Genomic DNA, 18,593 nt, shown 5'->3' with positions numbered 1-18,593 from the left:
CGGCGAGCGATCGTCTAGGCTCGCGGCATGGCGACTCCTGAGTTCATCGTCTCCCTGCGGCAGAAGATCGGGCACGACATGCTGTGGCTGCCGGGGGTGAGCATCGTCGTCGTCGATGAGGCCGGCCGGCTCCTGCTGGGGCGGCGCGCCGACAACGGGCGGTGGGCGGTGGTCTCCGGCATCCCCGAGCCCGGCGAGCAGCCGGCGGTGGCGATCCGGCGTGAGTGCCTGGAGGAGACCGGTGTGGACGTGGAGGTGCTGGCAATCACGGGTGTGACCGCGGGTGAGCCCTTCGCCTTCCCCAACGGGGACAACTGCGTGTTCATGGACATCAACTTCGTGGGGCGGGCGAGGTTCGGCGCGGCGGCCCGCGCCCATGTGGCCGACGACGAGTCCACGCACGTGGGCTGGTTCGAGCCAGACGCGCTGCCCGAGCCGCTGCTGAGCTCGACGCCCGGGCGCATCGAGGCGGCGCTGGCCTGGCTGGCCGACCCGACCGCGGGCGCGCGCTTCCACCCGGCGTCCTGACGCCGGCCGACACCATCCGGACGGGGACAACGACGGGGACATTCTGAGCGGCGGGGTGCCGTCTCTTCCGGACGGGGACAACCTGCGCACACGGGAACAGGAATTCCGTCCCCGCACGCGCGGACTGCACCCGCCCGCGGCAAAGTGTCCCCGACGGCGTCGAATGTCCCCGGCCACAGGAGGGGTGAGGCAGTCGGTGGGGCCTGATGGTGGATGCACCACTCGTGGAGGGGTGAGGCAGTTGCGGTCAGGCCTCGGGAACCTCGATGCCGATACGCCGGAGACCTTCGGCCGGCGCGCTGTTCGGGTCCAGGGGCCTGGCGGCGGTGAGGATGACACGCACGCCCTCCGGGGTGACGACCTCGACCTCGCGGGAGTTCCACGGGGTGATGCGCGGTCCGGTGACGCTGCCTGGTCGGCGCTGCTCGCAGACCGCGGAGATCTCGTCGATCTGGGACAGGACGCAGGAGAAGCTGACGCTCATCGAGGGGCCGTCGGCAGGGGCGGGCGCCTGCGGCGTCGGCACCAGGAGGACGTCCTGGAAGGCCCAGCGGCGCAGGTGCACCAGCTGGCCGGGAATACTGAACAGAGTGAAGAAGCCCAGCGCCTCAGTCCAGAAGTCGACCGAGGCATCCAGATCCGACGTCGGGACAGTGACGAACATCGGCATGCCGTAGATGCCGCGGAAGGGCTCAGGCGGTTGGGCGTCCTCGCCGGGCGCGGGCACAGGGCTCATCTCGAATGCGTTGAAGGTGCTCATGCGGGGCAGCCTCGTCCCTCACGCTACGTGAGGGTCAAGGTGATCTGCGTGGCTTCTGGCCCCGCGGCCGGGGACATTCCGCGCGACGGGGTGCCGTCTCTTCCGGACGGGGACATCCTGCGCGTACGGGAACGGGAATTCCGTCCCCGTACGCGTCAATGGCACCCGGCGGCGGCACAGTGTCCCCGACGGCGTCGAATGCCCCTGTCACCGACAACAGCACTGTCAGAACGGAGCCATCGCGGAGGCGACGAGGTTGCTGCGCGGCAGCGGCTCGCGGCGAGCCAGCGCCCGGCACCAGTCGTCGGCGGTGGTCACCGCCGCCCAGTTGGAGTGCAGAAGTGCCATGAGCGTGGTGTGAACCGTACGCGCATCCGCCTTGCCTGCGCGGTTGCGCAGGTTGATGGCGCCGACGGCGTCGGAGAGCACCTCCGTCGTCAGACCGATCGTCTCGCCCCAGGCCGCCGAGGCCAGGACGCAGTTGTTCACCATGAACCCGGCCAGCGTCACGGTGTCGACACCCTGCTCGTGCAGCCACGCGGCAAGGTCAGTTCCCGCGTAGATCGACCCGCGGCGCTTGACGACGAGCTTCCACTGCAGGGTCCTCCGACGCTCGATGCTCGGACAGAGCTCGAAGCCCTTCCCGCCGGGGGCGAAGATCGCGCCGCCGGGTGGACCGGCGTGCTGCACGCAGACCACGGGGAGTCCGGCCTTCTCGGCGGCGTCGAGCGCCCGCTCGATCTGTCTCAGACAGTCGCGCAGGCACGGGTAGCGGATGCGCAGCGGCAGTCGGGCGTACTCATTCTGCACGTCGACAAGGACCAGCGCCCTGCGAGGGACAGTTCGGACCCGCTCATCGCGATCAGTCATGGTGCCTCCAAAAGTGCGCGCCTTGGCGCAGCGGTTGCGTGGTGACACTCAGGATGTGCGATCGGACCGACGCCCACCAGTGGCACATACGTTATGTAACGATGGTTTTACGCCAGGCGTTGAGGGACGCCGAGTGCGGCGCAGGGCAGGAAGCACTCAGGGAGGTCGCATGCATATCGCCGTCTACGCCTTCAACGGCATCACCATGTTCCACCTGTCGATCCCCCAGATGGTCTTCGAAACCGTGAGCCGACTGAGTCTTGCGGACTGGAAGGTCTCACTGTTCACCACTGCCTCCGAGTCGGCGGCACTTTCGAAGGACACCACGAATCCCGCAGAAGGCACGGGCCCGGCGCCCTCCACCTCGTCATCGCGCACCGCCTCCATCCGCACCTCGGAGGGCTACATCCTCGGCGGATTGGGCGGGCCGGAGCTCGCGGGCGAGGCCGATATCGTCGTGGTCCCCGCGTGGTTCGCCGACGGGCACCCCGCCGGAGAGGACCTGTGCTCGCTGCTGGAGACTGCACACGCACGGGGCGCCTGCGTCGTCGGTCTGTGCCTGGGGGCGGTCCCGCTGGCCGAGGCCGGCCTCATCGGCGGGCGCCGGGCGGTGACGCACTGGCGGGCCTTCGAGCCGCTGGCGCGCGAGCACCCGGAGATCGCGCTGGACGAGTCGGTCCTGTATGTGGACCACGGCGATGTTCTGACCTCGGCGGGCGCGGCGTCGGGCCTGGATGCCTGTCTCCACCTGGTGCGCGCGCATTTGGGGGCACAGGCCGCCAACGAGGTCGCACGTCAGCTCGTCATCGCGCCGCATCGCGAAGGCGGGCAGGCACAGTACATCGAGCGGCCGGTGCCGCGGCACGCCGACGACGACCCGGTCGGCAGCACGGCGGCCTGGGCGCTGGAGCACCTGAGCGAGCCGCTACCCGTGGAACGGCTGGCGAGGAAGGCGCAGATGAGCACCCGCTCCTTCATCCGCGCCTTCCGGGAGTCGACCGGCACCGCGCCTGCGGCATGGGTGCGCGCACAGCGGGTGCGCGAGGCTCAGCGTCTCCTGGAGAGCACGGACCTGGCGGTCGAGCAGGTGGCCTCGGTCTGCGGCTTCGGCAGCGCTGTCACCATGCGGCAGGCCTTCGCCCGGATAGTGAGCACGACGCCGTCGGCCTACCGACGCCGGTTCCGCACCGTTTCTCCCGACCCCGCCGACGCCTGAGGCCGTGCTGACGTTCTGAGGCCGCACCGCCGGGGACATCGATGGGGACATTCCGCGCGGCGGGGTGCCGTCTCTTCCGGACGGGGACATCCTGCGCGTACGGGGACGGGATTCCTGTCCCCGTACGCGTCGATGGCACCCGGCGGCGGCAAAGTGTCCCCGACGGCGTCGAATGCCCCCGGCCGTGAAGATACATCCCCGTCAGCGTGCGGACCCACCTGTTCCTCGACCGCCAGGACGCCGGCGCAACCGAGCCCCCGCCCACACGAGGTCCCCTCCCCTCACTCCGCGGGCAGCTCGACGACGAGTGGCGCCTCACTTGGCGCGCACCTCGGCGCGGGGCGTCTGCACCACCCTTGGTATGATTCTGGTATGACTCAGAAGATCGCGGTGAGCCTCCCGGACGAGCAGGTCGTCTCGATTCGCCGTGCGGTCGCACAGGGCAGGGCGGCATCGGTATCGGGATTCATCAGCGCAGCGGTCGCTCGCGCGCAACGGGAGGACAATCTCGCCCAGCTGCTGGACGACCTTGATCGCGAGCTCGGCCCCGTCGACGACGCGGACCTGGCTTGGGCGGACAAGGCGCTGGGACTGACGTGACCATCACTGGCAGGAGGGGCGTCAAGGGCCTGACCCTCGACACCGGCGCGCTGCTCGCACTTGAGCGCGGGGACTCGCGGGTCCGCGCGCTCCTTCGGCGGGCGTTGGAAACGAGCCTGCCTCTGAGCGTTCCCGCCGGAGTCGTGGCGCAGGCCTGGCGGGGCGGTCCGCGGCAGGCCCGAGTCGCACGGCTGCTGGCGGACCCCAGCGTGCACGTGGCGCCACTGGACGACACGACGGCGCGAGCCGTCGGCCTGCTTTGCGGACGCAGCGGCCATCGGGACATCGTTGACGTTCACGTCGCCCTGCTAGCGGAGGAGCAGGGGCACACCGTAGTGACCTCCGACCCTGAAGACCTGAGCGCGGTCCACCCCGGCCTCCCACTCATCACGGTCTAGACGAGCGTCGCAAGCCCCGGCCAGCGACATCGACGGGGACATCCTGCGCGGCGGGGTGCCGTCTCTTCCGGCCGGGGACAACCTGCGCGTACGGGAACGGGATTCCTGTCCCCGTACGCGTCGATGGCACCCTCCGGCAGCAGGACGTCCCCGACGGCGCAGAACGCCCCCGGCCACGACAAAACGTCCCTGTCACCATCAACAGCGCTGTCAGAACGGAGCCATTGCGGAGGCGACGAGGTTGCTGCGCGGCAGCGGCTCGTCACGAGCCAGCGCCCGACACCAGTCGTCGGCGGTAGCCACCGCCGCCCAGTTGGAGTGCAGAAGTGCCATGAGCGTGGTGTGAACCGTACGCGCATCCGCCTTGCCTACGCGGTTGCGCAGGTTGATGGCGCCGACGGCGTCGGAAAGCACCTCCGTGGCCAGACCGATCGTCTCGCCCCAGGCCGCCGAGGCCAGGACACAGTTGTTCACCATGAACCCGACCAGCGTCACGGTGTCGACGCCCTGCTCGTGCAGCCACGCGGCAAGGTCAGTTCCCGCCTAGATCGACCCGCGGCGCTTAACGACGCATTTCCACTGCGGGGTCCGCCAACGGGCGCCCTGCTGGAGAGGACCTGTGCTCGCTACTGGAGACTGCACATGCACGCGGCGCCTGCGTCGCCGGTCTGTGCCTGGGGGCGATCCCGCTGGCCGAGACCGGCCTCATCGGAGGGAGCCGGGCGGTGACGCACTGGCGGGCCTTCGAGCCGCTGGCGCGCGAGCACCCGGAGATCGCGCTGGACGAGTCGTCCTGTACGTGGACCACGGCGACGTTCCAACCTCGGCGGGCGCGGCGTCGGGCACGCGTGGTCAGAACCTGGCACATGCGGGTGGGCCACCCAGGTCGAGCTCCCGGTGCAGGCCACCCTCTTTACCAGATCCTGACCTCCATACCCGGGATCGGAGTCCCGGCCGCCGCCTTCTTGGCCGAGCCCCTGGGCAAGACCTTCGACACCGGAGCCCAGTTGGCCTCCTACGCCGGCCTGGCACCAGTGACCAGGAGATCGGGCTCATCGATCTCACGGCGGCAACAAGAGGCTCAAGCGCGCCATGTTCCTGTCAGCCTTCGCCTCTCTGCGCTCCGCCCCCGTCTCCCGGGGCCTACTACCAGCGCAAACGCAACCAGGGCAAACCGCCTTGGGCCAGGCCGTCCTCGCCCTGGCCCACCGCCGCATCCCGACCCTGCACGCCACGATCCGCAACGACACCCTCGACGACCCACAGCCATCGACTCAGCTACCCGCAGCCGCTTGACACACCACATAGGGGCGCCCCCGGGTCATTAGAAGACAGGGGCAAGACATCATGCCCACAGCAGCTGGCCCAGCCCCGGACCACCAACAAGGCAACGGGGGCCTGGCCGGAGGCGGATGGGGGCGCCGGTGGCACCGAGGGGGTAGACCTGCCACCAGATGGCGTTCCACGGGTGCCGCCATGCCCGATAGCATGTCAGGGTGCCATCCCGTACCGTGCCGACAAGCATCCCCGTTTGCGCATGGATCTTGCCGAGTGCCGCGAGCCCTCACCAATGACCGATCGTCACCACTGGTCGAGGACGGCGGGATAGGTGTCGGGGGTGCCGAAGGTGAAGATGGCGCCATTACCCACGGGAACGGTTCTGGTGGCCAGCTGGGAGGCGCGCTGATAGTGAGGCGAGTCGGAGGCGAAGAACATCTTCCAACCAGGCAGGTACCAGTAGGGCTCCGGGGCGGGGTTAAGCGGATGGTCGCTGCGGGTCAGCGCTCCAATGATGTTGGGGGCGAAGACACTGGCAGTGGTGCACATGAGGGCATCGGCCAGGTCCTCGCCGGCATCCAGGGCAGCCCCGAGCGCCTCACCGATCATCAGGCCCACGCTGGCGCTGCCCGGGGTGGGTGTGTTGAAGCTCAACTCGAGCTTGTTGCCCTGGTCGATCTGTCCACAAAAGGCCGGAGCGAGACCGAAGTCGGGATCGTCGGAGAGGGCCTGAACGCCGCAGATCAACTGGAGGAGGTAGTCCTGGGTGATGGGCGGGGACTGCTCGGCCTCCTCGCGACTGCCCGCCGTAGGGCGCCACAAGTCCAGGGACGGATGCAAGGGTCTGACCCGCTGGATCCACTCCCACACCCGACGCCCCTCCGAGACCGGGTCACCAAGAGCCCGCCGTTTGAAGCTAAGATCCCATCTCATAATTTCTTCCCTCTCCAGTGGATGATGTTTGTAGTTCACATGGTGAAGTTGTTCCACTCAGGTGGCGTGTAGAAAAACTCGATCTCAGACGAGAACTCACCCGACTTTTACCGCTTGAAGAGTTCGTCGAATGTGCCTTTCTCGGCGATACACCATTTATCCGTGTGGCAGGGGCAAGATTCCTGGCGACACTGGAAGGATACTGTGTCCTTGCGGGATGGTGGGGGCTGCACCGTTGGTGGACTTTCTTCTGGTCAGACGTCGATTCGGCGTAGCAGCTCGGCCGAGGGGAGGGTCTCGTCCTCGATGTAGACCCGGAAGACGGGGGCGGCCTGCTCCCCGGTGAAGACCTCTTCGGGGTGGACCTGGATGGTGAAGGGCTCGGGTACTCCGTTGTCCCAGGACACCGTGGTCCACGCCTCAGGGTTGGTCACGGGTTCGCGTGCCACCGCGTACTGCTCGTAGGAGTGGTCCTCGTGAGTCACACGGATCTCAATGGTCATCGCCTCAGTCGATCCGCCGCACTGGATATACGTTGCCCGCGCCGGAGACGAACGAGGAACATCATCAACATGTATTGCTCCCTCAGGTAGTGCCCAGACTAACATGGAAAAGTGCTTCACGCCATCCATGAACTTTGGACTGGATACGCGTCGGCTTACTCGACTGGCGAACTCTTGTGGGGTTTGCGGAAGAAAGAAAGTTTCAACCAGCCCATTTTTGCCATTTGTTTCATAGACAAAGCGTCTCATTGTTGTTTCTCAACTCTATTCATTTGAACCTCTGTGATTTCGATGGCACGTCCGTCATTCAATCTAACTTAGGCGGGGTTGTCTGGTGACACCATGCTGTCAGCGACCCGCTGGGTGCCGCGATGAGTGTTCAGGTTGGTTGTTCTTATCGTGCATGTAGTCGTTGATGCGATATCGACCCCACCGGGTAGACCAGCCGGCTCGGCGAACCGATTCTGCGGGCTGTCTCGACCCCTTCCTGGTTAGATGTTTCTGTGGTCAGTGATGTGGCTGATGGTACGCATTATTCTCTTTGTTTGTACCGGTGAGTGGATACGGATTTTCAGGTACGTTTGATTGAGTATGAGGTGTATCGAGGCGTGATGAGGGAGAGTCCAGATGCTGGATTGCCCAGCTTCATTGCTGAAGGCTGTGGGGTTGCCATATGCTCGTGAAATGGCATTCAGGTACTCGCCATAGAGGCCTTTGACGATGGGTGTGGTTCGTGAGATCGATTCCGTTGGTGTTCGTGGAGTGAGCTCGACGTCAACTCCCGAGATGAAGCCGGGATCGTTGGCGTCATATCTGACGCTCCCGTCGAACTGGTTGTAGTTGGCGCTTTGTATTGATGTGGTGAAGGATTCATCATCCCCCTGCATCATCGTCCATCCGCACCGGTCGCAGAGGTTGAAGGTCTCCTCCTTGCTGATGGGCCAGGAGTGCTCCACCCAGATTCTCAACAAGGCTGCCAGGTGGTCCGCGGAGTATGCTGAGAATGAGAGGCCTGCGGCTTCACTGAAATCGTTTGTGGTTGATGTGCTGGTCACAATCGCCTCCCCTTCTACTCACCGCCTGGGCGCTGTTGACAACGTTGCATTCTTGCTATACCCCTGGAGGACGGACGCTGACCTCAACGAAAGTGTCCACCGGTAAGAGAAACACTGAGGACCCGTTAGGAAGTGCCCAGCCTGTGCGCCGCCTGGTTTCCCCAAGGGTTTCATCAGGGTTTCCGTACATCTCCGAGAACGCCTTCAACTGCTGGTTATACACTGCTTGGGTTACAGGAGAAGTCGTCGTCCGGAACTGGAGGGTTGGTCGAGTGGTGATCATGACGTCGACACCGCAAGCCAGGCTTTGGTCCGAGATATCAAGAAGAATGTGACCGCCTTCTTCTCCGTTACTGACCGGGGTACTGAAATAACGGCCGTCGTCCGAGGTCGGGGTCCAGCCGCACTGGTCGCGCAACGTGAAAGCCTCCTGCAGCGTCATAGGCCAAGGAGCCTTAGCCCAGACTTCGACGATGGAGACCACACGATCCGCAGGATAGGCGTAGAACGTGGTTCCAGCATCGTCACTATAGTCCAGAAAACCCGACATATTAGCCATCCTCATCTCCTCACAATACATCTTGACCCCGACGTCTTACATTGCACCACAAGAGGTCAACACGAAAGCAACAGGGGTGCCGACCACCACGAGCAACCAACACCTCGAACACACCTTCGAAAACCTCTACGGGACGTCAGAACCGTACTTACTCTCATAATAGGCAGCCACCACTTTCCGCTCCGTCTCGAGCGGTGAGTTAACATTTATCTTAATGAACGTTCCTAGCGAGGGAAGACGAACAGATGCGTTATTGGGTAACACCCAGTTACTGAAGGGCCCGTTCTTGGTGGAGTATTCTTTGGGCGGTCCGTATATTCTGGATAGTGCGTCTCGGTACCCCACATAGATGGACTGCGTAATAGCGGACACCTGTGACTCCAGGTCAATAGGAGCCCTGGTGGTCATCCGAACATCGATGACGGATACTAGGTTTCTATCTCTTACATCACGGCGAATAGCACCGTCTATCTCTCCATTGCTGACGGGAGTGGTGAAGAAACGGCCGTCGTCCGAGGTCGGGGTCCAGCCGCACTGGTCGCGCAACGTGAAAGCCTCTTGCAGCGTCATAGGCCAAGGAGCCTTAGCCCAGACTTCGACAATGGAGACCACACGATCCGCAGGATAGGCGTAGAACCTGGTTCCAACATCGTCACTATAGTCCAGAAAACCTGACATGTCAGCCATCCTCGTCTCCTCACGATACATCTTGACCCCGACGTCTCAGCATTGCACCACAAGAGGTCAACACGAAAGCAACAGGGGTACCGGCCACCCCGAGCAACCAACACCTCGAACACACATTCGACGCCTCTACGGGACGTCAGGGCCGTACTTGCTCTCATAGTAGGCAGCCACCACTTTCCGCTCCGTCTCAGCCGGAGAGTTGATCATGATTTTAACAAAAGTGCCAACGGATGAGAGGTTTATCGAGACATTGCTGCCCAGTGTCCAGTCAGCGTATGGGCCAGTGCTATCGACATCATCCTCAGGCGGTCCATATATTGCGGATAGTGCGTCTCGGTACCCCACATAGATGGACTGCGTAATAGCGGACACCTGTGACTCCAGGTCAATAGGAGCCCTGGTGGTCATCCGAACATCGATGACGGATACTAGGTTTCTATCTCTTACATCACGGCGAATAGCACCGTCTATCTCTCCATTGCTGACGGGAGTGGTGAAGAAACGGCCGTCGTCCGAGGTCGGGGTCCAGCCGCACTGGTCGCGCAACGTGAAAGCCTCTTGCAGCGTCATAGGCCAAGGAGCCTTAGCCCAGACTTCGACAATGGAGACCACACGATCCGCAGGATAGGCGTAGAACCTGGTTCCAACATCGTCACTATAGTCCAGAAAACCTGACATGTCAGCCATCCTCGTCTCCTCACGATACATCTTGACCCCGACGTCTTACATTGCACCACAAGAGGTCAACACGAAAGCAACAGGGGTGCCGGCCACTCTGAACAACCAACACCTCGAACACACCTTCGAAAACCTCTACGGGATGTCGGGACCATATTTATCCTCGTAGTAAGCTCCTAACGCTATACTTTCTGTTTCGGCAGGGGAATTGATTACGACATTTGTGAATGTACCTACGGACGATAGATTTACTGATACATTAGTAACTAGTCTCCAGTCGCTGTAAGGTCCGGTACTGTCGATGCTGTCTTTGGGCGGTCCGTATATTTTGGATAGTGCGTCTCGGTAGCCCGTGTAAATGGATTGCGTGACGGCAGACACCTGCGGCTCCAGGTCGACAGGGGCTCTGGTAGTCAGCTGAACATCAATGCCGGATATTAGGTCTCTATTTCTTGTCTCCCGTCGGACGACACCATCTTCTTCTCCGTTGCTGACGGGGGTGGTGAAGAAGCGGCCGTCATCGGGGGCGGGGGTCCAGCCGCACTGGTCGCGCAGGGCGAACGCCTCGGTGAGGGTGATGGGCCAGGTGTGCTCGGCCCAGGTCCTGACAATGTTCACCATCCGCTCGGCGGTGTACGCGTAGAACGGGAGCCCGACTTGCTGGCTGTAGTCCAGGATGCCTGGTGAGGTACTCATTGCTTCTCCTGACGTCTGGTTAGAGCTTGTCGATGTTCTGCTGGAGGTGCTGGCTCACCTCGGACATCAAGGTGAAGGGCAGGGGCGTACGCCAGGGGGTCGGCAAAGTCGGTGGGTGGTGGCGGCTGGGGCGGTTTGACGGGGCTTTGACGGGGTGGTGTGTCGTTGAGACGGGGGCGCGGGCCCCGTAGGGACGATGAGTGGTGCTTAGTCAATCCCTTCGTCCTGGGAGCCCGCGCTGATGTCATCTTCCACCACGACCGTCCTGTCGCGCCAGCCTCTGGTCCAGGTTCTCAGGGGCGTGGCGGATCCCAGGGACCGTCGGGGTGTGCGCTTGAGGCCTGCCTATGGTCCTGTCCCTGGCCATCACCGGAGTGCTGGCCGGCTGTCGCAGCCTGACAGCGATATGGGAGCACACCACCGACCTGACCGCCGCCGACCTGGAGGCCCTGGGACTGGAGGCGGGGCAGGATCTTGCGTCGGAGTCGACCATCCGCCGGGTTCTGCAGGACCTGGACCCCGCTGACGTTGATGCCCACCTGAGGTCATGGTTGTGCACACGCGCCGGCACCATCAACGGTCGCAGGGTGATCGCGGTGGACGGCAAGACCATGCGTGGGGCCCGCACCAGCAAGGATCCGGCGCCTCATCTCCTGGCCGCTTTGGACCAGGCCACCGGCGCCGTGCTGACCCAGCAGCGAGTGGCCGGCAAGTCCAACGAGATCCCGGCCCTGAGGGACTTGCTTGAGCCCCCAGGCCTGGACGGGGCGGTGATCACCGCCGATGCGATGCACACCCAGACAGGCACAGCCCAGTGGATTACCCGGCGTGGTGGTCACTACCTTCTCACGCCTCTGGGCAACCAGAAGACCCTTCGCAAGACGCTCAAGGCACTGCCCTGGAAGAGTGTCCCGTCCGTCTCGAGCGTCGACACCGGTCACGGTCGGCGGGTGCGGCGTACTGCCAAGGCGATTGAGGCTCCCGTCTGGGTGGACTTCCCCGCCGCTGCCCAGGTGGTCCAGGTCCGACGCACCAGGACTATCAAGAGCAGGAAGCATGTTGAGGTGGTCTACCTGATTTGCTCCCTCCCTATGACCGATGCCCAGCCCGAGGTCGTCGCGGCCTGGATCCAAGGGCACTGGGGAATCGAGAACCGACTTCCCTGGGTCAGGGACGTGGTCTTCGACGAGGACCGCCACCAGCTACGCACCCGCAACGGCCCACAGGTCATGGCCACCCTACGCAACCTGGCCATCAGCCTCATCCGACTCTTCCACGGCACCGGCACCTCCAGCGCCAGCACCACCAGATCCCTGTCACGACAACCCAAACGAGCAATCAGACTACTCACCCAAACCCCCACCTAAACCGACTTTGCCAACCCCCTGGGGCGTACGCAGCCCGGGATAGTGGATTAGGGGTACCTTGGTGAGAGAAAAGTCTGTTTAGTTTCTGAGGACTGATGGGATGGCATCACTCAAGCACCAAAGCCAGAACGTGCGGCGTGCATCAACATCCACCTCTTGAATATCTTACCAGTTCAAGCCATGTGCTACTGCCGCTGTACATGCGTAACTCAGGTCCAAAGAGTCCGGAAGTAGATCATCATCCTCGAGGTCGCCCTCAAGATCCACTTCGTAGTATAGTTCACGATGACATGCAGAGATTACTGCGCTCGTTGCCGCATCGACAACGAATGGCCGGCTCGGTTGTTTCATCGAACTCAGTATCGAATAGTACGTCATGGAAGAATAGATTCGGTTTCCCCTGTGCTTGACCTGGATCCACCGCTCCTTCGGCGACTGCGTGAGAAAGTTTTAGCATGTTGTCAATTCCAGGGTTTCCAGGGAACGCTTGGTACCGCACGCCTTGAACGTGGCGCACACATAGGGAGTTGAGGTTGATACGAGTCCAGTAGAACCATTCTGAATTATCGATATCGAGCATCGCCCTCCATACAGCAATGCGGCACCTTAATGACAAGACCCCTTTTTGATTAGTTGCAACTTCGATTTTCCCGGCATTCAGCTGCCTGTTAATTTCTTCGACGTCGAGCATTTACGTTCCCCTCTGGGGTGCATTCAGTTCCGGTATTTGCCAGGTATTGGCGATCCTGACGGAAATTCTTGACCACCAGATATTTGCATTAAGCCGTCTGGAATAAAAATCCAAGTTCCATCGGGATTGGTGACACGCTAGGTTTCATCTATATATTGCGAGTAACTTCGAAACCATCCCGGAGGGTCTTCACATAATGTTCCGGAGATGCCTATCCTAGACTCACGAGCAATAAGCGCTTTTGACGCTCTGAACGGGAACTCAAATCCCATCCTTGAATTCCGTAAATCCTACATCGCATCGAACTACGAAGATACCCACATCTTCGACAATTCTTAACACTTCACGATCGACAGATGGATGGAATCCGCTATGCTTGTTGGATGACCATCCGCTAAGCGTTTATTCATGACCTGAAGGCACCTTCTCATCCCTGTATTGTTTTCTAGCATTGATAGCTTTAGCGGTGCACGAAGCTCGTGCTTGTGCGACTTGTGATTCCTCAATGTATCTCAACTCTTGTTGCCCGACGGCGCGTGCGGCCTTGGCGGCGCCGCGAGCCCTCACCAATGACCGATCGTCACCACTGGTCGAGGACGGTGGGATAGGTGTCGGGGGTGCCGAAGGTGAAGATGGCACCATTGCTCACCGGGGCGACAGTGGTGGCCAGCTGGGAGGCGCGCTGATAGTGAGGCGAGTCGGAGGCGAAGAACATCTTCCAACCAGGCAGGTACCTGAAAGGCGGTGGAGTGGGAGAACGCGGGCGCTCTTTGCGGGTCAGCGCTCCAACGGTGTTGGGGGCGAAGACACTGACAGTGGTGCACATGAGGGCATCGGCCAGGTCCTCGCTGGCATCCAGGGCGGCCCCGAGCGCCTCCCCGATCATCAGGATGATTCCTGCGCTACCCAGCGTGGGTTTGTTGAAGCTCAGGGAAAGCTTGTTGCCCTGGTCGATCTGTCCACAGAAGGCCGGAGCGAGACCGAAGTCGGGATCGTCGGAGAGGGCCTGAACGCCGCGGATCAACTGGAGGAGGTAGTCCTGGGTCATGGGCGGGGACTGCTCGGCCTCCTCGCGACTGCCCGCCGTGGGGCGCCACAAGTCCAGGGACGGATGCAAGGGCCTGACCCGCTGGATCCACTCCCACACCCGACGCCCCTCCGAGACCGGGTCACCAAGAGCCCGCCGTTTGAAGCTAAGGTCCCATCTCATAATTTCTTCCCTCTCCAGTGGATGATGTTTGTAGTTCACGTGATGAAGTTGTTTCACTTAGGTGGCGTGTAGAAAAGCTCGATCTCGGCTGGGAACTCGTTATCCACCTGTCGGTCCCAGAGTTCGTCGAATGTGTCTTTCTCGGCGATGTGCCACTGGATGGGGGTGTCGGTTCCGGTGGCTCGCACGGTCTCGACCTGCTCCCTCGCTATCCGGATGAGGCCTTTCTTGACGCGTTTCACCTCCCCTGTCACTAAGTCGATCTTGTAAGTGCTCTTTGGCTCTTCTGACCAGATGCCTTTGATGGGGCCGGCGTAGCCGGGGCCTTTGGCGTCAACGAGGGCGAAGCCGTTGTAACCGTCGAACTCCTTGCCGTTAACATAGTAGGAGTGCTCGATGGGGACCCCGGTGACTTGCTCCTCATAGGCCTGCGAGCGTGGTGACCCGTAGTTTTTCCCCTCACCCCACAGACCAGGACCACCGTCAGAGTGGGCGGGCCTGGGCGTACGCAGCCCGGGATAGTGGATACCGGCACGAGGGTTGAGGCCTCTTGGAGCCTTGGCGCGAGCGAAGGGCTTGGCACGTTTGGCGGCCCGCCCAGCCTTGGCGGCGCCGCGGGCCGCGGCCCCGGCGGCCTTGCCTCCAGGGACGAACGCGGCGGCGGCCAGCGCGGCGTCGGCGGCCATCTCAAGATCACTGTGAGTAGCCAGGTACCGACCCGTAGCACCCCAGGGGTCACGCATGAAGCCCGAGGCAGGACGGGCGGCGTCCATGACAGTGGCGATACCCAGCCCGACCCCCAGACCCAGGCCCAGGGTCCCCCCGGAAAGGACAACAGCAGCAGTACCGATGAGAGCCAAAGCGGCCTTCTCAACCGGCCCCATCGACTCCCACAACGCCCCCAACAGCTCCAGAATCCCCGCGAACCAGCCCATGGGGAGCAAGCCGCTCAGACGCTGGTCGAGCTCGGCCACCAGTGGGGGCACCACCGACAACGCCACCCACACGCCGGCCACCACCAGCCCGACCCCCAGCACCGATGCCACCCAACGCCCACCACCGGCATCAAGCACCCCACGCGCCGCCAGGTCCCGGGCCACCCGGTGGCGCACCAACTCACGGAAGAAGACACCGGGCCGACGCGCCGCCACCGCCCCCGCCAGGGCGGCCCCGAGCCGCCGGACCCCAGTACCAGCGGCGGTCACCAGGCCGACGACGTCGCCACCCCACCTGCCCACAGCCCCACCGGGCAGCCCCCGGGGCACACCAGCCCCACCGGGCAGCCCCCGGGGCACACCAGCTCCTCCAGGCAGCCCTCGCCCAGCACCCGGGCTCTGCGACTTCCGCGCCCCACCACCGTCTGGGCCCCCAACCGCCGGCGCCTGGCGGCCCAGGCGCATCACCCGCTCATCGAGGACCATCGCGACCACCAGCACCACCAGGAGCATCCAGCCCCGACCGTGCCCGGTCCCGGCCAGGGTGCTCGTGACCCCGACGACTGGCCAGGGTGGTTCACCGTTGGTACTCCCCCAGGCCTTGACCACAGGCGCCACCCCGGGCAGCCAACCACCGGCGGTGGACACAGCATTCGACGCCATGTGGTCGACCACCGCCACCCACAACACCCCTACAGGCAGCACCACGCCCCCACAGCGCAGCACGACCCCGATAGCGGGGTGATGGTGCCCGGCACGCCACCACAGGTGTCGCCCCAGCCCGATACTCACCGCCACCAGACCAGTGACAATGGCGTGCCCCGCGAAGGCCACCGGGCCGGGGAAGGCGTCGGACAACGGCCACACACCGAAGGTATGAGCATGCAGGCACTCGATGACTCCCTCAGGGTCCTGGGGACACATGGCCCGCTGCAGCTGTACCGCCGGGACGTCCCCGGCGATATACACCAGGCGCCGGGCAGTCTCCTCCACCGCCATGAAACCCGCCCCACACGCCACCCCCAGCACGAGCCAGTCCTGAACGAGCAACCGACGCACCCGCCCCGGAGCGACAACCGCCAGCAGACATACCGGGGCGAGCTTGCCCAGCTCCTCAACGACACCGGCGATCACCACCTGCGAGGCCGGCTGCCCCACCCCGACCCCCGCCACGGCGGCGACCTGGAAGGAGAACCACCCAGTCGCCCCCGCCCACAGCATGGACAAGGACAACACGCCCGAAACCAGCCCCCACGACACCGTCCTGGACCTCGCCAACCAGAAGCAGACCGCCACGATCCACAGGCAGCCCATCCAGGCCCCCAGCACCGCTCTGGCCACCGGGGAGACCACCACAGCCACCCCCACCACCAGCAGACTCGCCCAGGTCAGCACCATCCGGATCCTCATCAGGACACGGAAGGCACGGGTCCTCACCAGACGGCCGCCCAACCGCTCCCACCACTCCGGGTTCACCGACGCCCCGTCAGGGTTGAGCGGCGGTCCCATCGTCTTGAGAGCCTCCGGTGCTCTCGACGGCGCCTGAGCCATGGCGACAGGCACCGGCGACGTCGTCGCAGCCTGTCCAGGCATCAGCCCGTACTGTCCCGGGGGCGCAGAGGCGGTCGGCGCCCCAGCCGGTGGAACGGCTGCCGGGGCACTGCTCGACGCCGCTACCCGTCCATAGCCCGTCGCCGTCACCGGCCCGGCCGAGTGGGCGGAGTCCGAGTAGGCGCCGCTGGGGCCCGGCATGCCCCCGTAGGACAGGGCCGAGGCAGTCGGGTCGCCGGCGCCCGCCTGCGTCTGGCTGGCCGATGGGCCCTCGGAGGGCATGACTCCATACGACCCACCCGGCACATATCCGTAGCCCTGCCTTGACTGGCCGGCCGGCTGTCCCGGGGCGGTAGACCTCGGCTGGTCTTCGGGAAGGTGTCTCCCCGAGTCGGGCCGGCTCATCGCATCCGGCACCACCCGCCCGGGCCGCTCCTCCGGGGCCGCATGCCTGCCCCTGACAGGTCTCTCCGATGAGGACCCAGCACCCGAATCCGGCACACCGCTGTCACCGCTCAACGTCCACGCCCTTTCTCACACCCCCACAGCATCCCACGCCGACACCGTTTTGTTACCCCAAACGAAGAACAAACAGCTCTTCGCATTCAAGGCTGCGGCAGGCGGGACTCACCGTCCCCGTACGCATCGATGGCACCCGCCGGCGGCAGAATGTCCCCGCCGGCGTAGAACGCCCCCCTTGTCCCCGCCCCGACCAGCAGCGAGCTACTCTCCCGAACCCCGCCCCCGAACACCGGCGCGCCGCCCCCTCGACACCGGAATATCAACGAAAACTACCATCGGCCCACTCACAACCCACTAAGGGGTCAGGAGCCGGCTTCGAGGCCGAGAAGTTCCTGATAGGCCGACTCAAGAGTAGTCCAGGCCGGCGAGAACCCGATGCAGTTCTCTCCCTTGAGAACATGCATGTAGTTCCCGTACCCGCCCCCACTGGGCACGATAATGAAGGCACGCTTGTAGGGGGCGACTTTCCAGTCCTCCGGAAGAATTCTCGCTGATGCGTCAATGGTCTGCGAGTACCACGTCGCAAAAGCGTCGAGAACTTTTTCTTCAGTTTCCTTGTCCATACCCCATCCCCATGCCGGACCTCACAGCTGGCACCACTTTGCCATCGTAGGCCCTTCAAGTACAAGGCCGGAGTGGGCCGGTCTAACCGGCACGCCCGGGCCGATGGTGTGCGATGGTCTCGCACGCCTCATCGAGCCGGGCATTTTTCGCGTAGCCCTACGGAATTTCTGTAGGGCTACGCGAAAAATGCCCGGCTCGACGACGAGCGGCGGCACCGCCGGCGCGGGACCTACCCCGCTGGTCTACTCCGCGGGCGGCTCGACGACGAACGGCGCCTCGCCGGGCGCGCGGACCTCGGCGCGGGGTGCCGGCTCCAGACTGAGACTCACGTGCAGTCGCTGCCCCTCCTCGCCGACGGCGTCATAGGCGATCCGCGGGTTGTCCAGCTCGGTGACCTCGGTGCGGGCACGCACGAGCCAGGGGTGTCGGCGCCGCAGCCCGATGAGGTCCTGGTGGAGGCGCAGCATCCAGGCACCCTGCGGGGCGAGCTCGGACGGCGTGGCCGGCAGGGCCGGGCGGACCGCGTCATCACCACCGAGGGTCTCCGTCTTCACCCCACGGAAGGCCTGTTCGTCCCCGTAGTAGACGCTGGGCACGCCACCCACGGTCATGAGCAGGACGACGGCGAGCGCCGCCCCACCGGCCCCGACCTTGCTGGCGATGCGGGTGACGTCGTGGTTGCCGACGAAGGTGGCCGGGGTGAAGTGCTCCAGCATCTCGTTGTGGCGCTTCAGGCACCAGTCGAGCTCGTAGAAGTTGACGTCGACCAGGGAGCTCCAGGTGGCCTTCCACAGCTCGTACTGGGTGACGGCATCCACGGTGGAGGCCCGCACGAATCCGGCGTAGTCGCCGTGGATGACCTCGCCCATGAACCAGGCGTCGGGGTGGCGCTCTCGCACGGCTGGCAGGACGCTCGCCCAGAAGGCCGGGGCGATGCCGTAGGCGGCGTCCAGGCGCCAGGCGCTGGCCCCGCGGTCGAGCCAGTGGGTGAG

The 18,593-nt window shown here is 64.0% G+C and carries 19 protein-coding genes and 3 pseudogenes; 7 read left to right on the top strand and 15 right to left on the bottom strand.

Translation table 11 applies throughout. The features are described 5' to 3' along the window. Window positions 1–27: 27 nt before the first annotated feature. Window positions 28–528: an NUDIX domain-containing protein gene (locus RWR81_RS09020; RefSeq protein ID WP_314457021.1), complete on the top strand. Its 501-nt coding sequence runs from the start codon at window positions 28–30 to the stop codon at window positions 526–528. 247 nt (window positions 529–775) lie between these two features. Here the strand turns inward: RWR81_RS09020 and RWR81_RS09015 are convergent, their stop codons facing one another. After that, the gene (locus tag RWR81_RS09015) at window positions 776–1,288 is read right to left on the bottom strand and encodes a VOC family protein (protein ID WP_314457019.1); all 513 of its coding nucleotides are present in this window, start codon (window positions 1,286–1,288) and stop codon (window positions 776–778) included. A gap of 225 nt (window positions 1,289–1,513) precedes the next feature. Beyond that, window positions 1,514–2,158 (bottom strand): isochorismatase family protein, encoded by a 645-nt coding sequence (locus tag RWR81_RS09010; RefSeq protein ID WP_314457017.1) that lies wholly within the window; start codon window positions 2,156–2,158, stop codon window positions 1,514–1,516. 169 nt (window positions 2,159–2,327) lie between these two features. Here RWR81_RS09010 and RWR81_RS09005 point away from each other — a divergent pair, with 169 nt between their 5' ends. The 3 genes from RWR81_RS09005 to RWR81_RS08995 all read left to right on the top strand — a co-directional run bounded on the left by RWR81_RS09005 (window position 2,328) and on the right by RWR81_RS08995 (window position 4,372). Continuing rightward, window positions 2,328–3,374, top strand: coding sequence for a helix-turn-helix domain-containing protein (locus tag RWR81_RS09005; RefSeq protein ID WP_314457015.1), 1,047 nt, complete (start codon window positions 2,328–2,330; stop codon window positions 3,372–3,374). A gap of 372 nt (window positions 3,375–3,746) precedes the next feature. Continuing rightward, complete coding sequence (locus RWR81_RS09000; protein WP_299060473.1) at window positions 3,747–3,974, top strand: toxin-antitoxin system antitoxin subunit; 228 nt, start codon at window positions 3,747–3,749, stop codon at window positions 3,972–3,974. Further along, complete coding sequence (locus tag RWR81_RS08995; RefSeq protein WP_314457011.1) at window positions 3,971–4,372, top strand: PIN domain-containing protein; 402 nt, start codon at window positions 3,971–3,973, stop codon at window positions 4,370–4,372. Before RWR81_RS09000 ends, RWR81_RS08995 begins: the two co-directional genes overlap by 4 nt. A gap of 210 nt (window positions 4,373–4,582) precedes the next feature. Here RWR81_RS08995 and RWR81_RS08990 read toward each other — a convergent pair. Then, window positions 4,583–4,900 (bottom strand): annotated as a pseudogene (locus tag RWR81_RS08990) (isochorismatase family protein); the annotation flags it as partial. A 62-nt stretch (window positions 4,901–4,962) separates the two neighbouring features. On the opposite strand from RWR81_RS08990, the pseudogene RWR81_RS13675 reads away from it, so the two are divergent. Together RWR81_RS13675 and RWR81_RS08985 are read left to right on the top strand one after the other, a co-directional pair. Further along, window positions 4,963–5,216: pseudogene (locus tag RWR81_RS13675) on the top strand (AraC family transcriptional regulator); the annotation flags it as partial. A gap of 61 nt (window positions 5,217–5,277) precedes the next feature. Then, a pseudogene (locus RWR81_RS08985) lies at window positions 5,278–5,668 on the top strand (transposase); the annotation flags it as partial. A gap of 285 nt (window positions 5,669–5,953) precedes the next feature. Here RWR81_RS08985 and RWR81_RS08980 read toward each other — a convergent pair. From RWR81_RS08980 to RWR81_RS08950, 7 genes are all read right to left on the bottom strand, one after another. Then, window positions 5,954–6,583 (bottom strand): hypothetical protein, encoded by a 630-nt coding sequence (locus tag RWR81_RS08980; protein WP_314457007.1) that lies wholly within the window; start codon window positions 6,581–6,583, stop codon window positions 5,954–5,956. A 254-nt stretch (window positions 6,584–6,837) separates the two neighbouring features. Further along, window positions 6,838–7,086 carry an NTP pyrophosphohydrolase gene (locus RWR81_RS08975; RefSeq protein ID WP_314457004.1) on the bottom strand — a complete coding sequence of 83 codons (249 nt, stop codon included), beginning with the start codon at window positions 7,084–7,086 and terminating at the stop codon, window positions 6,838–6,840. 491 nt (window positions 7,087–7,577) lie between these two features. Beyond that, window positions 7,578–8,141: a DUF6301 family protein gene (locus RWR81_RS08970; protein ID WP_314457002.1), complete on the bottom strand. Its 564-nt coding sequence runs from the start codon at window positions 8,139–8,141 to the stop codon at window positions 7,578–7,580. 55 nt (window positions 8,142–8,196) lie between these two features. After that, on the bottom strand, window positions 8,197–8,700 hold the full coding sequence (locus RWR81_RS08965; protein WP_314457000.1) for a DUF6301 family protein: 504 nt from the start codon (window positions 8,698–8,700) through the stop codon (window positions 8,197–8,199). A gap of 126 nt (window positions 8,701–8,826) precedes the next feature. Continuing rightward, window positions 8,827–9,387, bottom strand: a complete 561-nt coding sequence (locus tag RWR81_RS08960) for a DUF6301 family protein (RefSeq protein ID WP_314456998.1) — start codon at window positions 9,385–9,387, stop codon at window positions 8,827–8,829. A 126-nt stretch (window positions 9,388–9,513) separates the two neighbouring features. Continuing rightward, the gene (locus RWR81_RS08955; protein ID WP_314456996.1) at window positions 9,514–10,074 is read right to left on the bottom strand and encodes a DUF6301 family protein; all 561 of its coding nucleotides are present in this window, start codon (window positions 10,072–10,074) and stop codon (window positions 9,514–9,516) included. 126 nt (window positions 10,075–10,200) lie between these two features. Continuing rightward, window positions 10,201–10,761 (bottom strand): DUF6301 family protein, encoded by a 561-nt coding sequence (locus RWR81_RS08950; protein WP_314456994.1) that lies wholly within the window; start codon window positions 10,759–10,761, stop codon window positions 10,201–10,203. 347 nt (window positions 10,762–11,108) lie between these two features. Here RWR81_RS08950 and RWR81_RS08945 point away from each other — a divergent pair, with 347 nt between their 5' ends. Continuing rightward, window positions 11,109–12,128, top strand: coding sequence for an ISAs1 family transposase (locus RWR81_RS08945; protein WP_314456992.1), 1,020 nt, complete (start codon window positions 11,109–11,111; stop codon window positions 12,126–12,128). 280 nt (window positions 12,129–12,408) lie between these two features. Here RWR81_RS08945 and RWR81_RS08940 read toward each other — a convergent pair whose 3' ends face one another. From RWR81_RS08940 to RWR81_RS08920, 5 genes are all read right to left on the bottom strand, one after another. Next, complete coding sequence (locus RWR81_RS08940) at window positions 12,409–12,819, bottom strand: Imm5 family immunity protein (RefSeq protein ID WP_314456990.1); 411 nt, start codon at window positions 12,817–12,819, stop codon at window positions 12,409–12,411. 580 nt (window positions 12,820–13,399) lie between these two features. Continuing rightward, window positions 13,400–14,029, bottom strand: a complete 630-nt coding sequence (locus RWR81_RS08935) for a hypothetical protein (protein WP_314456989.1) — start codon at window positions 14,027–14,029, stop codon at window positions 13,400–13,402. Window positions 14,030–14,082: 53 nt separating this feature from the next. Further along, window positions 14,083–16,797: a hypothetical protein gene (locus RWR81_RS08930; RefSeq protein ID WP_314456986.1), complete on the bottom strand. Its 2,715-nt coding sequence runs from the start codon at window positions 16,795–16,797 to the stop codon at window positions 14,083–14,085. A gap of 542 nt (window positions 16,798–17,339) precedes the next feature. Further along, a complete protein-coding gene (locus RWR81_RS08925; RefSeq protein ID WP_314456984.1) occupies window positions 17,340–17,600 on the bottom strand; it encodes a hypothetical protein in 261 nt (86 codons plus the stop codon). A 243-nt stretch (window positions 17,601–17,843) separates the two neighbouring features. Continuing rightward, window positions 17,844–18,593, bottom strand: a 750-nt coding sequence (locus RWR81_RS08920; protein WP_314456982.1) for an alpha-amylase family glycosyl hydrolase, incomplete at its 5' end; no start/stop codon positions are given.

The sequence above is a fragment of the uncultured Actinomyces sp. genome (assembly GCF_963526355.1).
Taxonomy (GTDB): domain Bacteria; phylum Actinomycetota; class Actinomycetes; order Actinomycetales; family Actinomycetaceae; genus Actinomyces.
The sequence above is the reverse complement of the archived record's forward strand: the minus strand, read 5'-3'. Positions and strand labels throughout refer to the sequence as shown.

Coding starts and splice junctions, on each gene's coding strand:
- RWR81_RS09005 (WP_314457015.1), top strand. CDS start 2,328: ATGCATATCGCCGTCTACGCCTTCAACGGCATCACCATGTTCCACCTG.
- RWR81_RS08930 (WP_314456986.1), bottom strand. CDS start 16,797: ATGCCCTCCGAGGGCCCATCGGCCAGCCAGACGCAGGCGGGCGCCGGC.
- RWR81_RS08955 (WP_314456996.1), bottom strand. CDS start 10,074: ATGGCTGACATGTCAGGTTTTCTGGACTATAGTGACGATGTTGGAACC.
- RWR81_RS09015 (WP_314457019.1), bottom strand. CDS start 1,288: ATGAGCACCTTCAACGCATTCGAGATGAGCCCTGTGCCCGCGCCCGGC.
- RWR81_RS08975 (WP_314457004.1), bottom strand. CDS start 7,086: ATGACCATTGAGATCCGTGTGACTCACGAGGACCACTCCTACGAGCAG.
- RWR81_RS08965 (WP_314457000.1), bottom strand. CDS start 8,700: ATGGCTAATATGTCGGGTTTTCTGGACTATAGTGACGATGCTGGAACC.
- RWR81_RS08980 (WP_314457007.1), bottom strand. CDS start 6,583: ATGAGATGGGATCTTAGCTTCAAACGGCGGGCTCTTGGTGACCCGGTC.
- RWR81_RS09000 (WP_299060473.1), top strand. CDS start 3,747: ATGACTCAGAAGATCGCGGTGAGCCTCCCGGACGAGCAGGTCGTCTCG.
- RWR81_RS09010 (WP_314457017.1), bottom strand. CDS start 2,158: ATGACTGATCGCGATGAGCGGGTCCGAACTGTCCCTCGCAGGGCGCTG.
- RWR81_RS09020 (WP_314457021.1), top strand. CDS start 28: ATGGCGACTCCTGAGTTCATCGTCTCCCTGCGGCAGAAGATCGGGCAC.
- RWR81_RS08950 (WP_314456994.1), bottom strand. CDS start 10,761: ATGAGTACCTCACCAGGCATCCTGGACTACAGCCAGCAAGTCGGGCTC.
- RWR81_RS08945 (WP_314456992.1), top strand. CDS start 11,109: ATGGTCCTGTCCCTGGCCATCACCGGAGTGCTGGCCGGCTGTCGCAGC.
- RWR81_RS08925 (WP_314456984.1), bottom strand. CDS start 17,600: ATGGACAAGGAAACTGAAGAAAAAGTTCTCGACGCTTTTGCGACGTGG.
- RWR81_RS08940 (WP_314456990.1), bottom strand. CDS start 12,819: ATGCTCGACGTCGAAGAAATTAACAGGCAGCTGAATGCCGGGAAAATC.
- RWR81_RS08935 (WP_314456989.1), bottom strand. CDS start 14,029: ATGAGATGGGACCTTAGCTTCAAACGGCGGGCTCTTGGTGACCCGGTC.
- RWR81_RS08960 (WP_314456998.1), bottom strand. CDS start 9,387: ATGGCTGACATGTCAGGTTTTCTGGACTATAGTGACGATGTTGGAACC.